Origin of the sequence: Rhodococcus sp. G-MC3 (genome assembly GCF_030063335.1) — a bacterium.
Classification (GTDB): domain Bacteria; phylum Actinomycetota; class Actinomycetes; order Mycobacteriales; family Mycobacteriaceae; genus Rhodococcoides.
This window is the reverse complement of record NZ_JASISW010000012.1, coordinates 134,658-147,668: the sequence shown is the minus strand read 5'-3', so window position 1 is coordinate 147,668 and position 13,011 is coordinate 134,658. Positions and strand designations below refer to the sequence as shown.

Here is a 13,011-nt window from a genome sequence, read left to right as displayed (position 1 = left end):
GCGTGGCCGAACCAAGACCAGATCTCGCGGCCGGTGCTCCACGTAAGAGAAATCGGCTCCGCTGGTTCAAGTGGCTTGCCGGGCTTGCACTGGTCTGCCTGCTGGTGGGCGAAGGAATCTATCTTTGGCCGCGGTTGCACGAGTCCTGGCAGGCTCTGACCGAGATTCATTGGGGATGGCTGGCCGCCTGTATCGCTACCCAGGCCATATCACTGAGTGCTTTCGGTCGAGTTCAGAAGCAACTCCTCGAAGCTGGTGGAGTGCGCATCCGGCAGTCCAAATCGCTGTCGGTCATCTACGGCAGCACTGCGATGGCACTGACACTGCCTGCTGGCCAGGTGTTCTCCACGGCATTCACCTACCGCGAGACCAGGCGATGGGGAGCAAGTCCCGTCGTCGCATCGTGGCAACTCGCGATCTCCGGAGTGATCGCGGCGGCTGGTCTCGCGGCCATCGGCGTCGGTGGGGCTCTCCTCGTCGGCGGGTCCGTCAACACGTTCACATTGATTCTCCCGATCGCAGGCGTCGTCGCGATCGTCCTCGCGGTCCGCTACGTATCGAGCCGTCCCCAATCGATCCGCAACGCGGCGCGGTGGGTGCTGCACAAGGTCAACGACTTCCGGAATCAGCCTGCCGATACCGGCCAGGAGCGCATCGACGAGATCATCGAACAGGTCCAATCGGTACAGCTCGGGAAACGCGACGGCGCACTCACCCTGTCGTGGTCGGCAGTGCACCGCCTCGCCGACGTATCTTGCCTCGGTTTTGCCTGCCTCGCCGTCGGCGCCGACCCTCGGTTGTCGGGGTTGCTGTTCGCCTTCGCCGCAGCCAAGGCCGTCGGATCGGTACCGCTCGCGCCTGGCGGACTCGTCGTCGTCGACGCCACCCTCATCGCTCTGCTCACCAGCGCAGCATCGATCAGCGCGTCGCAAGCTGTCGCTGCAGCATTCGTCTATCGAGGCGTCAGCTTCATCCTCGTCGCGGTCGTCGGATGGATCGTCTTCCTCGTCCTCTTCCGCAAACACCAGCACAAGGATCTCGAGTACGACCTGGAAATGGAACAGCGCGAGACCAAAGAATTGCACCGCGAAGCCACTGCGACCAATGATCTGCCGCAGCCGAAGAACGACAGGTCCGACCCCGAGCCTGCCTGACAGGTTTTCTGTGTTCCCGGGAATAGATGCGGACCCCGGTCCGCTTATGTACTATGAGACTTGAACCTTCAACCAATCAGGGAGTTTTCATGACCACCGCGATCGCATTGCCCGAACTGTCCGCAGGCACCTGGAACATCGACGCCGCCCACTCGACCGTCGGATTCACCGTCCGACACTTGGTCGTGAGCAAGGTTCGCGGCCGTTTCCAGAACTTCAGTGGCTCCATCACGGTCGCCGAGGACGGCACTCCTTCCGTGAACGCCGAGATCGATGTCACCTCCATCACCACCGACAACGAGCAGCGCGACGGCCACCTGAAGACCGCTGACTTCTTCGAGGTCGAGAAATTCCCGACCGCGACGTTCACGTCCACCTCGGTCAAGGCCGACGGCGGCGACTTCATCGTCACCGGCGACTTCACCCTCCACGGCGTCACCAACTCCGTCGACCTCAAGCTCGAGTTCAACGGCGTCAACCCCGGCATGGGCAATGGACCGGTTGCAGGCTTCGAGGCCAGCACCACCATCAACCGCAAGGACTTCGGCATCAGCATCGACATGCCCCTCGAAGGCGGCGGCGCAGTCGTCGGCGACAAGATCGTCCTGAACCTCGATATCGAAGCCGGCCAGGCTTCCTGAGTCGTCACCGATCCACCGAAGAGGCCCACGGCAATTCGCCGGTGGGCCTCTTCTTTATTGTGGAGCACGTGATCAAGCGCAGCCCTGCCATTGCAGCAATCGTCGACCTCGTCCTCGTGGTGATCTTCTGCGTCATCGGTCGACGAAGTCACGACGAAGCCAATGCGGTTACCGGCCTCCTCCACACCGCATGGCCCTTCGTCGTGGGCGCGATCGTCGGTTGGGTGGGAGCTTGGGCCCTTTACCGCGACAAGTTCGACGCCTTCTCGATCGTCCCGACGGGCATCATCGTGTGGGTGTCGACGGTCGTTGTCGGCATGATTGCGCGTGTCGTGAGCGGTCAGGGAACGGCTTTGAGCTTCATCGTCGTCGCCACGATCGTGCTTGGAGTGTTCTTGCTCGGTTGGCGCGGGCTCGCCAAGTTGATACCGGTCCTGAAAAACTGACGCCATCGCCCCGAATTCATGCCCTGAACATGGGACAGTTCACATATGGCCGATGTACAGAACAAGCAGGACACCGCGTTCTTCGGGCAGCCTTTCGCGCTGGCCAACCTTTTCGGTGTCGAGATGTGGGAGCGATTCTCGTTCTACGGGATGCAAGGCATCCTCATCTACTACCTGTACTACTCGGTGTCCGACGGCGGACTCGGTTTGTCCGAGAGTTCGGCGACGTCGATTGTCGGCGCCTACGGCGGCACCGTCTACCTCTCGACCATCCTCGGCGCGTGGATAGCCGACCGTCTCCTCGGCTCCGAGCGCACGCTGTTCTACAGCGCAGTGATGATCATGCTCGGTCATATTGCGCTCGCGGTTCTGCCCGGATTCCTCGGCGTCGGTGTGGGTTTGGTTCTCGTTGCGTTCGGCAGCGGCGGACTCAAGGCCAATGCGACGTCGCTCGTCGGCGATTTGTACGACGAGAACGACAATCGCCGCGACGCGGGCTTCTCGCTCTTCTACATGGGCATCAATCTCGGAGCCTTCGTCGGGCCGCTGCTCACCGGGTTGGCGTGGGACAAGGCCGGCTTCCATGCCGGCTTCGGACTCGCCGCAGTCGGCATGGCGCTCGGCCTGATTCAGTACACGCTCGGCCGCAAGCACCTACACGGGATCGGGGCCGTTCCGCCGAATCCGTTGCCCTCCACCGAGCGCGTCAAGTGGGCGGGGATTGCCGTTGCTGCGATCATCGTCATTGCACTGCTGTCGGTTTTCGGTGCGATCACTGCATCGAACATGTCCGACATCGTCGTCGGAGTGACGATCGTTGCAGCCATCGGCTACTTCGCAATCATTTTGTCCAGCAAACAGATCACCAAGATCGAACGACGCCGTGTCATCTCGTTCATTCCGATGTTCATCGCCAGCGCCGCATTCTGGTCGCTGTTTCAGCAGCAGTTCACCACGATCCCGCTCATCGCCGATTCGGTACTGGACCGCAACCTGTTCGGCTGGGACTTCCCGCCGAACTGGGTTCAGTCCATCAATCCGGTATTCATCATCATCTTCGCAGGTGTCTTCGCTGCGGCGTGGACCAAACTCGGCGACCGACAGCCGTCGACACCCGTCAAATTCGCTGCGGGCGTGTTCATCATGGGCTTGGCGTTCTTCGCCTTCGTTCCCTCGCTCGCTGGGAACAGCATGCCGTTGCTCGCGCTCGTCGGAATTCTGCTGTTGTTCACCTTCGCCGAGTTGTTCCTGTCCCCGGTCGGGCTGTCACTGTCGACCAAGTTGGCGCCTGCCAACTTCCACACTCAGATGGTGGCGTTATTCTTCCTGTCCGTCGCGCTGGGCTCGGCGATGGCAGGAACGCTCGCCGGCTACTACGACCAGGACAATCCGAATCCCTTCTTCTACAGCGTCGGTGGAGCGTCGATCATCGTCGGTGTCGCTCTCGTCGCGTTGACGCCGTGGATCAAGAAGATGATGAGCGGCGTTCGCTAGTTACTTCAACAGCAGCCATACGGCGAGACCGAGGCCGCACAACCCGACGACAATGCGCAGGACCTTCGGTGGGATCACTTTGACCACGGGAGGTCCCGAGTAGCCGCCGGGGAAGGCTCCGAGTGCGAGAGCCAGCGCCGCGAGCCAGTCCACATCGCCGGAGAACGAGAAGATGATCGCGGCGACGAGGTTGGCGATGCCGAGGAAGAAACTCTTCAAAATGCTCGCGCGCCACATGGAGTCCGATGTACAGATCAGCGCCAGCGCCAGAAAGATCACTCCGGCGCCGGCTCCGAAATAGCCACCGTAGATCGCAACGAAGAACAGGGCTATCGGATAGAGAACCGGGAAATCACCGCTGCCGGAAAGCTTTCGGATCTGCGGCTGCATCAATACCGCTACTGCTGCGAATGCCACCAGGAACGGAACGATGGTCTCGAAGGAGCCGTCGGGAGCAGCCAGCAAGATCAGCGCGCCGACGAGACCGCCTGCAGCAGAAACCCCGACGAGCCGATACAGCACTTTTCGGTCCTTGGCGATTTCGCTCGATGCATTGGTGGTTGCACCGACCCCGACCGCCACCAGCGCGACGGTGTTGGTCACGTTGGCCGCGACCGGTGGGATCCCGATCGCCAAGAGTGCGGGATAGGACACCAGTGACGCCAGTCCCGTCACGAACCCGACGAGGCCCGCGAAATAACCGGCGACGACGAGCAGTCCGAATTGGAGCAGAGTCACGAGGGATAAAACTACCCTGCGAAGCGACCCGGACAGTGTCGCTGACGAGGTTGCGGCTACTCGGTAGTGCCGGAATCCATGTCGCGCAGCAGCATCGTGCTCATCTTCACGGCCTGATCGGTACCGTCGGCGTCTTCGATGTAGACGGCGAAGGCCAGGTCACCACGGTTGGCGATGAACCAGCGGTCGTCGCCACTGTTGCCTGCGAATCCGGTGAGTCCAGCGTAGGCATCGAGCCCCTCGTCGTGTGCGGACTTCTGGAACATCTCCCGCAAACGGGCCAACGCATCGGCTGGGATTGCAGACGTTTCCTTGTCCGGGACGGCAGTCTGCCCTGCCACGATCGACGGCAAGGGTACGCCGCCTCGTGAGACGGCAGCGCCCATCTGCGCGAGACCGAACGGCGTCACCGCTGCCTCGGACGACTCGTTGCCGACGGTCCGGAAGCGGTCGATGGAGCTGTTTTCCGACTGGACTTGGCCGGTGAACGCATCGAGACCAGGCATCGAATAGTTGACGCCGAGACCGAGGGCGCTGGCATCGAGGCCGTCGACGGCGAGCAAGTCGGTTGCGCTGCCCGCCGGGTACATCCCCGAAAACGCGATCTGACCCTGTTCGTTGGCATAGCTGTTCTGCGCGGCGGCGACTATTGCGCCCGTCGACGGCGCGATTGCGACGATCGATGCCGAGGTGCCGACGCTCACGACGGCTTCTTCCGCGGCCAACTGGATGCGTGGGTCGAGCGTCGCGTGCAGGTCGGGTCCTGCGGGACCTTGGAAGCCTGCCTGACGCGTCAGCATGCCGTCGGCCCCGACGACGTCGACGGCCCATCCGGCGGTGGCGTCGCGGTTCTGCTGCCAGGCGGTGCGCAGCGAATCGATGACCGGGGACGTGATGCGGCGGTCGCCTGCAATCAACTTCGGTGTCTGCGCGACCACGACGCCTGGTATTGCCCGCAGTTCGTCCTCGAGCACGGCGAAGTCGTCGTCGCGAAGGTTGACGGCGAGGATCGCGCTGCCGGGAGTGGCCGCGAGGTCCGAGAGCAGTGTGTCTGCGGTGATCAGCGGCGCGACGACGTCGATGATGTCGGCGAGCTGCGAGGCGGATGTCGCGGGATCCGGCATCTGCGCAGGATCGAGCAGGATCGCGTTGATCGTCCGCTCGTTCATCAGAACGTTCTGTGCGGAGTCGAACACCGTCGGCGGAGCTGCGTCGGTGCGGACGTATCGTACGGATCCGCCCGGGGGCATTTCGGGTGCGAGCACGTCCGGCTCCCACGCGATTCGCCACCCGACGCTGAGCTTCTTCGCGGTGCCACGGGTCTCGTATTGCCAGTCCTTGCCGTCGCCGAAGTTCCATCCTGTGTCCAGGGTGAAGAAACCGGAGTCGCCGGAGAGGTCGATGAACTGCGCGACATCGACATCGTTCGTCGACGTGCCGTTCGCCGCCAAGCCGTCGAACATCTGGGTCAGGCTGGCGGCTGCCGCGTTGGGGTACGTCGTGAGCGCTGCCGCGGCCTCGACGTCGTGGTTCTCCAGTGCTTTGGCGAACTCGTCGACCAGACGTTCCCCATCGCTCTGCGAGTCATCGAGCGTCCACAGGGCGACGGTCGACGTCAAGACGAGACTGGCCCCCACTGCGACCACGTAGCGGCCACGAATCCGGCGCACGACCGGCGATCCCACAGAACTCATGAGTCACAATATTCACTGTAGTCACACGAGTAACAAGCACGGGATTCATACGCTACGGTCACGATTGAGCTACGGTGCGCTCCGAATCTCACGCAAACGCACGTGCGTTCGGTTGACGCGTCAGGGCCTCAGCGCAAGAACGCCCCCGCCGCCTGCAACGCCGGCGCCGAACTCTGACCGCCCGCAACAAAGACCGCGAACGCCAGATCGCCTTCGATACCGACGAACCAGCCGTGCGCACCCTCGTTGTTCGGGCCGAACTCGGCGGTGCCGGTCTTGCCGAGCAGACCGGGGATGTCCCGCAGCGAGGTTGCGGTGCCCCCCGTCACGGTCTCGCGCATCATCGTCTTGACCTGCTCCGCGACTACCGCATCGACGGGCTTCGTCGCCGTGTTGGCAGTTCCGGGTTGACCACTGACCAGCGTCGGCGGCTTCAGGGAACCGGCCGCGATCGACGACGCCACGAGCGCCATCCCGAACGGGGTCGCCGTCACCTGCCCCTGTCCGATTGCCGACTCGACGCGCGCAGCCGGGGTGTCGGCCACAGGAACCGAGCCGGTGACCGTCGTCAGCCCCGGTGTCACGTAGTCGACGCCGAGGCCGTACTGCAGCGCGGTCTGCGCCAGGCCGTCGGCGGGGAGGCCGACGCCGAGGCGTCCCATCGTCGTGTTGCACGATTTCGCGAACGCGGTGTGCAGCGGCACGTCGCCTAGGTCGAAGTTGTCGTCGTTCGGGATCTGCCGTCCCTCGATGTTCTCGGTTCCGGGGCACGGCAGAACAGTGTCCGGAGTTGCGGTGCCTGCTTCGAGTGCAGCCGAGGTGGTGACCGTCTTGAACGTCGAACCCGGCGGGTAGAGCCCGGTGAGTGCGATCGGCCCTTCGGCGTCGGCAGCCGAGTTCTGCGCAACCGCCAGCACGTTGCCGGTGGAGGGCTGCAGGGCGACGATCGCCGCCTGCTGCGGAAGCGACGCCAGCGCGTTCTCGGCTTTGCGCTGCAGCGAGCTGTCGAGGGTGGTCGCGATGTCGGGCGCGGGGTTCGCATCGATACCCGCGAGCTGCTCGACGGTGCCGTCCGCCTTCGTGGACTCGATGGACCACCCCTTGTTCTCGTCGAGTTGCTGCTGCCACAGCTCGGACACCCCGGTCAGTGCCGGCGAGGCCACCGCGCGATCCGTCGTCAACAGGCGCGTCTGTGGCGCAAGGGTCACGCCGGGAAGTGCGGCAAGCGGCGCCGCAATCGGGTCGAGGTCGGACTGCCGCAGCGCGACGAGAGTGACCGTATTTCCCGAGGATCCTGCCTGCTCGGTTGCGATCGACTGCGCGGTGATCGTGGGCACAATCGGGGTGAGGTACGACGCCACGGCAGCCGGGTCGGCGGTGGCGCCAACGTTGATCAACGTCACCACCTGCTGAGACATCAGTTCTGCACCGGTGCGGTCGAACACCTTCGGGGTGATCAGCGCGTCGGTGGGGGTGTACCGAATGGTGGTGCCGGCAGCGAGGCCGGGCGCCAGGATGGTCGGGTCCCAGTTGATCCGCCAGCCCTGATCCGTCTCGGAGGCCGTGGCGGTGGTGTCGTACTGCCACTGCTTCGGCTCGCCGTCCGGCTCCTCCGTGCCGTCGCCCGTCGTCGAGAAGCGCCAGGTGGCGTCGAACTTCACCGTTCCGCTGTCCTCCGAGGTTGATTCGACCGAGAAATCAGGAGTCGCGGTGACGGTTCCGCTCGCACTGAGTCCGTCGTACAAACCGGTCAACGCGGCGGCGGCGGCCGCGGGGTCTGTCGTCAACGCCGCTGCGGCATCGGCGGACCCACTGTTGATCGCGTCGACGAACTGCGTGGCGGTGGCTGCAGGCTCGGGCGGACCGTCGTCGCCACACCCGGCGAGTACCAGTACCACCGCAGCAACGAGGGCAGAAACCGTGTTCTTCGATGTGCGCACCCGCACGATCATGCCGCACTTGTAGCGCAATCGAGAACTTGGGTGTAATCATGTAATTACGCTTACTTCGCAATCAAAAGGAGACATCATGAGAAAGTTCGGACGACCGGGCGGATGGCAGCAGGCCGACGTACCCGACGCGACAGATGCAACCGAATGGTTCACCGGCAGGCTTCCCGACGACTGGTTCGCTGGTGACGCCACCGTCGAGATCGACCGTGAGGAAATCGTCGTCGTCGGCCAATTGCCCACGCCGGAGGATGCGTCCAGCGCATCGACGGAGGGCCGCATCGCACGATTCCGTGAGAGCACCCGTCAGGACCGAATGCAGATTGCCGACGAGGCCGAGGCACGATACGGCCGCAAGGTCGCCTGGGGTGTCGCCGTCGACGGCGAAGCCGTCCTGTTCACGCACCTCGCCGTTCCGGTGATGACGAGGCTTCGCCAGCCGGAGCGGAAGGTCCTCGACACCCTGGTCGATGCGGGCGTTGCACGTTCGCGCGCCGATGCCTTGTCGTGGGCCGTCAAACTCGTCGGCGAGCACACCCAGGATTGGCTCGGCGAACTGCGCGATGCCATGACAACGGTCGACGACCTGCGCAAGAAGGGGCCGACAGGATAAAGCGGTTGCGCGATTCCCCGAGCCACGTCTAGCCTGGGTATCGCCTTGCTACCAACAGATTCGGAGAGGCCATTGCTCATCTAGAGGTTTTCCTGCCGCTGCGTAGAACCACTGCGCGCCCGCATACCTCTGGAGCAATCATGTCTACTTCGCCCTCCCTTCTCGTATCCGATCTACATTTCACCTGGCCCGACGGCGATGCGGTATTCGACGGACTCGACGCCGCATTCACCAGTGGCACAACGGGTCTCGTCGGTTCCAATGGTGCCGGAAAGTCGACACTGCTCAGATTACTGACCGGTGAGTTGCAAGCGCAGCAGGGCTCGGTGGCTGTGCCCGGCGTTCTCGGCTACCTGCCGCAGGACATCGCTCTTCGCTCCGGACTGCGAGTGGACGAGATTCTTCGCCTGCGAGAAGTGCGAGAAGCACTGCACCGCATCGAGTCCGGTGGTGGTTCCGAACAAGATTTTTCCGTCGTCGGAACGAGATGGGACGCCGAGGACCGAGCGGTGGCGCTGCTCGACAAACTCGGCCTGTCGCACATCGTCGGCGAACGAAAAGATCTCGACCGAGTTCTCGGAACGTTGTCCGGCGGCGAGTCGATGCTGCTCGCACTCACCGCCGAATTGCTCGCCGAACCCGACGTATTACTTCTCGACGAGCCGACCAACAACCTCGATCGTCATGCCAGAGCGAGGTTGCATCAAACCATCGGTGCGTTCGGTGGGGTCGTGATCGTCTGCAGTCACGACCTGGAGTTGCTGGCCACCGTCGACACTATCGCCGAGCTCAGAAAGGACCGTAGCGGACCGAGCGAGCTCCGAATGTTCGGCGGCAACTACGAGCATTACCGATCCGTCATCGACGCCGAGCAGCAGGCCGCACGTGCCGCACTGCACGACGCCAAGAACGATGCCCGGAAGCAGCAACGCGAACTGATCGAGACACGGACGAAGATCGACCGCCGAGCACGCTACGGCCAGAAAATGTTCGAACAGAAACGTGAGCCCAAGATCGTGATGGGAGCTCGCAAACGCGCGGCACAGGAATCGGCCGGGAAACTACGCAACACCCACATCGAGAAGGTCGCCGACGCGAACGCCGCTATGGCCTCAGCAGAGGACCGCCTGCGCGATGACCGTGAGATCAGGATCGAGCTCCCGGCAACGAAAGTGCATGCGGGACAGAAAATAATCGACACCGAAGAAATCGAGATCGTCGGGCCGGAGCGCATCGCATTGATCGGGCCGAACGGCAGCGGAAAGACCACGCTGCTTCGGAAGCTCGATGCTCTCGGCGCCGAGAGTCCGTGGCGATATTTACCGCAACGTCTCGATGTGTTCGACGAATCCCGCACGGTGGCCGAGAACGTAGCCGATGTCGCCGAGCACGCATCGAACGAACAGATCCGCGCACAACTGGCACGCTTCCTGTTCCGCGGAAACGATGCGGACGCAGTGGTGTCCACTCTGTCCGGCGGCGAGAGACTGCGAGCCGCGCTGGCTCGTATTCTCCTCGCCGAGCCGTCGCCGAAGTTCCTGATGCTCGACGAGCCGACGAACAACCTCGATCCGGTCAGCCGTGCGCACCTGACCGAGGCACTCCTGCGCTACGAGGGTGCATTGATCGTCGCGAGTCACGACCTGCCGTTCCTGCGGGACCTGCAGCCGACTCGGTGGATCGAGCTCTGAGGTTCTTCCGTCCACCCCGGCCGGCGCGCCGTCCTGCGCCAGGGTCGATAATCGGGCGATGCCCTTACCGGTAAGCCTCGGCCGCTTGCCCGGGATCGTCACAGCCCGGAACTACCACCGCGAATGGTTGCGCAGCGACATCACCGCTGGACTCGTTCTCACCGCTCTGCTGATTCCGGCGGGAATGGGTTACGCACAGGCTGCCGGGTTGCCTGCCTACGCCGGGCTCTACGCCACCGTTGTTCCGCTACTCGCCTACGCGGTAGTGGGCCCATCGAAAATACTGGTCATCGGCCCTGATTCATCGCTGGCGCCACTGATCGCCGCGGCAATAGTGCCGCTGGCTGTCGCCGACGACCCCGAGAATGCGCTGGCCCTGGCCGGAGTCCTCGGTGTGCTCGTCGGTCTTGTCCTTCTCGTCGGCGGTTTCCTTCGTCTCGGCTTCGTCACAGCGTTGCTGTCGAAGCCCATTCGGCTCGGCTACCTGAACGCGATCGCACTCATCGTCGTCGTCGGGCAATTGCCCAAGCTGTTCGGATTCTCCGTCGACGCGTCCGGCGTCCTCGGACAAACCGTCGAGATCGGCCAGTCGGTGCTGCGGGGCGAGATCGACCTCACCGCTGCCGCAGTGGGTGTCGGCTCGCTCGCCGTCATCCCCATTTTCCGCATGTGGATCCCGCGTATCCCCGGAGTATTGGTGGCGGTGGTGGGGGCCATGATCGCGTCAGCGTTACTCGACCTCACCGACGACATCGACATGGTCGGCGCACTCCCCACAGGGCTGCCGCTGCCGTCGTTCGGCGGTGTCGACTGGGTGGACGTCGGACACTTGATCGGGCCTGCGGCGGCGATCGCCCTCATCGCGTTTGCCGACACTGGTGTGCTCTCCCGAACGTTCGCCGCCCGGCACGGCGAAAATGTGAACGGTAGTACGGAGATGAAAGCGATCGGCGTCGCCAACCTGGCGGGCGGACTGTTCGGTGGTTTCCCCATCTCGGCCAGCGGGTCACGGACACCAGTGGCCGAACAGAGTGGCGCCCGAACACAATTGGCGAGTGTGGTGGGCGCGCTCGCCGTCCTGGCCTTCGTCCTCGTCGCTCCCGGTGTCACCGCCTACCTACCCGATGCAACGCTCGGGGCGGTGGTGATCGTCGCGGCCTCCTCGCTGATCGATGTGAGCGGCCTGGTCCGAATGTGGCGCATGAGCCGAGTCGAATTCGGTCTCGCCGCAGCCGCGTTCGGTGGGGTGGCCCTTGTGGGAGTGCTGCAGGGCATCCTCGTCGCGATCGGGCTGTCCTTTGTCGCAGTCGTCGCTCGGGCCTGGCAGCCGTACCGCACCGAACTGGTCCACACGACCGACCGACCGGGCTTCCACGACATCGAACGCCACCCCGACGGCCGGCGCATCCCCGGCCTCGTACTGGTGCGGTTCGACGCCCCGCTGTTCTTCGCGAACGGTGAGATCTTCAACCAGTACGTGCGCTCGGTGGTGGCCGACGCACCGAGCCCGGTCGAATGGGTCGTCGTTGCCGCCGAGCCGATCACCGGGCTCGACACCACTGCGGTCGACGAACTCGTCGACCTCGATCGAAACCTGGAAGGGCAGGGAATTCGGCTGGCCTTTGCGGAAATGAAGGGCCCCATCAAGGATCGTCTCATCCGTTTCGGAGTGGGCAGCAGGTTCGATACCACTCGCTTCTACTACACCGTCGAGACCGCTGTCGACGCGTTCCACCAGCGACCGGATCAACCGGGAGGAACGCTGCGATAATCGACCGCGTGGACTTCGCTACCAACCCTGCCGATGGTGTCCGAATCGCCTACCAGGTCGTCGGTTCCGGACCGCCGCTGCTACTGGTGCACGGCAGCCTGCTCACGCATACGATCTGGCGCACGTTCGGCTATGCGAAGGCGCTGCGCCCCTCACGCACCCTCATTCTGCTCGACATGCGCGGACACGGTCGCAGCGACAAGCCGCACGACGTCGAGACGTACCGGATGGCGTCCATAGTCGAGGATCTTCTCGCCGTCCTCGACGCTGTCGGCGTCGGGAAGGCAGATTTCTGGGGCTACTCGTTCGGCGGCCGGGCCGGGCTGTCGCTCGCGGCCAGCGCTCCCGAGAGGCTGAGCTCGATCGTGGTCGGGGGCGGCTCGCACGGTCCGCAGCGCGGCGCATTCGATCGCCTGTTCTTCCCCGGATGCGCCGACGTCCTCGCAACTCGCGGTATGGGCGGATTCATCGAGGAATGGAATCGGCACCGCCTGTTTCCGGTCGACGCTGCGACTCGTGCGGTGTTCACCGCCAACGACCCAGATGCCATGGCCGCGTATTTTCGGGCTTCGGACATCGAGCCCGGACTTCCGGACGACGCTCTTCGCGAGTTCGATCTACCGGCACTGTTCTACGTCGGGTCGCAGGACCGCACTCGTCTCGATGACACCCGGTCCGCGTCAGGGCTGGTGCCCGAATCGGAGCTGCACGTCATCGAAGGATTCGACCACTCGACCACTCCCGCCGCCGCCACCGAGGTGATGGCCGTCGTGAAGCCGTTTCTGGCGAGAGTGCACGCCAGAAATAACACGTGAACATC

General features: G+C 63.8%; 11 protein-coding genes. 8 read left to right on the top strand and 3 right to left on the bottom strand.

The window, feature by feature from the left end:
- The first annotated feature begins 2 nt into the window (after positions 1-2).
- The 4 genes from QMK17_RS15435 (at position 3) to QMK17_RS15420 (ending at position 3,735) form a co-directional block, all read left to right on the top strand.
- The gene (locus QMK17_RS15435; protein ID WP_283510146.1) at positions 3-1,154 is read left to right on the top strand and encodes a lysylphosphatidylglycerol synthase transmembrane domain-containing protein; all 1,152 of its coding nucleotides are present in this window, start codon (positions 3-5) and stop codon (positions 1,152-1,154) included.
- 89 nt (positions 1,155-1,243) lie between these two features.
- The gene (locus tag QMK17_RS15430) at positions 1,244-1,795 is read left to right on the top strand and encodes a YceI family protein (protein ID WP_283510145.1); all 552 of its coding nucleotides are present in this window, start codon (positions 1,244-1,246) and stop codon (positions 1,793-1,795) included.
- 68 nt (positions 1,796-1,863) lie between these two features.
- Positions 1,864-2,241 carry a DUF3054 domain-containing protein gene (locus QMK17_RS15425; protein ID WP_283510144.1) on the top strand — a complete coding sequence of 126 codons (378 nt, stop codon included), beginning with the start codon at positions 1,864-1,866 and terminating at the stop codon, positions 2,239-2,241.
- A gap of 45 nt (positions 2,242-2,286) precedes the next feature.
- Positions 2,287-3,735, top strand: coding sequence for a peptide MFS transporter (locus QMK17_RS15420; RefSeq protein ID WP_283510143.1), 1,449 nt, complete (start codon positions 2,287-2,289; stop codon positions 3,733-3,735).
- On the opposite strand, the gene QMK17_RS15415 is transcribed toward QMK17_RS15420, so the two are convergent.
- The 3 genes from QMK17_RS15415 to QMK17_RS15405 form a co-directional block, all read right to left on the bottom strand.
- Positions 3,736-4,473: a sulfite exporter TauE/SafE family protein gene (locus QMK17_RS15415; RefSeq protein WP_283510142.1), complete on the bottom strand. Its 738-nt coding sequence runs from the start codon at positions 4,471-4,473 to the stop codon at positions 3,736-3,738.
- A gap of 56 nt (positions 4,474-4,529) precedes the next feature.
- On the bottom strand, positions 4,530-6,167 hold the full coding sequence (locus QMK17_RS15410; RefSeq protein ID WP_283510141.1) for an NTF2-like N-terminal transpeptidase domain-containing protein: 1,638 nt from the start codon (positions 6,165-6,167) through the stop codon (positions 4,530-4,532).
- A 128-nt stretch (positions 6,168-6,295) separates the two neighbouring features.
- Entirely contained in the window at positions 6,296-8,119 is a 1,824-nt protein-coding gene (locus tag QMK17_RS15405) for a penicillin-binding transpeptidase domain-containing protein (protein WP_283510140.1), read from the bottom strand.
- Positions 8,120-8,195: 76 nt separating this feature from the next.
- Between QMK17_RS15405 and QMK17_RS15400 the strand changes: the two genes are divergently transcribed.
- The 4 genes from QMK17_RS15400 (at position 8,196) to QMK17_RS15385 (ending at position 13,006) form a co-directional block, all read left to right on the top strand.
- Entirely contained in the window at positions 8,196-8,729 is a 534-nt protein-coding gene (locus QMK17_RS15400) for a hypothetical protein (RefSeq protein ID WP_283510139.1), read from the top strand.
- A gap of 140 nt (positions 8,730-8,869) precedes the next feature.
- Positions 8,870-10,420 (top strand): ABC-F family ATP-binding cassette domain-containing protein, encoded by a 1,551-nt coding sequence (locus QMK17_RS15395; RefSeq protein WP_283510138.1) that lies wholly within the window; start codon positions 8,870-8,872, stop codon positions 10,418-10,420.
- Between the two features lie 58 nt (positions 10,421-10,478).
- Positions 10,479-12,191: a SulP family inorganic anion transporter gene (locus tag QMK17_RS15390; RefSeq protein ID WP_283510137.1), complete on the top strand. Its 1,713-nt coding sequence runs from the start codon at positions 10,479-10,481 to the stop codon at positions 12,189-12,191.
- 8 nt (positions 12,192-12,199) lie between these two features.
- Positions 12,200-13,006, top strand: a complete 807-nt coding sequence (locus tag QMK17_RS15385; protein WP_283510136.1) for an alpha/beta fold hydrolase — start codon at positions 12,200-12,202, stop codon at positions 13,004-13,006.
- Positions 13,007-13,011 lie beyond the last annotated feature (5 nt).

Coding starts and splice junctions, on each gene's coding strand:
- QMK17_RS15395 (WP_283510138.1), top strand. CDS start 8,870: ATGTCTACTTCGCCCTCCCTTCTCGTATCCGATCTACATTTCACCTGG.
- QMK17_RS15400 (WP_283510139.1), top strand. CDS start 8,196: ATGAGAAAGTTCGGACGACCGGGCGGATGGCAGCAGGCCGACGTACCC.
- QMK17_RS15430 (WP_283510145.1), top strand. CDS start 1,244: ATGACCACCGCGATCGCATTGCCCGAACTGTCCGCAGGCACCTGGAAC.
- QMK17_RS15410 (WP_283510141.1), bottom strand. CDS start 6,167: ATGAGTTCTGTGGGATCGCCGGTCGTGCGCCGGATTCGTGGCCGCTAC.
- QMK17_RS15405 (WP_283510140.1), bottom strand. CDS start 8,119: ATGATCGTGCGGGTGCGCACATCGAAGAACACGGTTTCTGCCCTCGTT.
- QMK17_RS15420 (WP_283510143.1), top strand. CDS start 2,287: ATGGCCGATGTACAGAACAAGCAGGACACCGCGTTCTTCGGGCAGCCT.
- QMK17_RS15390 (WP_283510137.1), top strand. CDS start 10,479: ATGCCCTTACCGGTAAGCCTCGGCCGCTTGCCCGGGATCGTCACAGCC.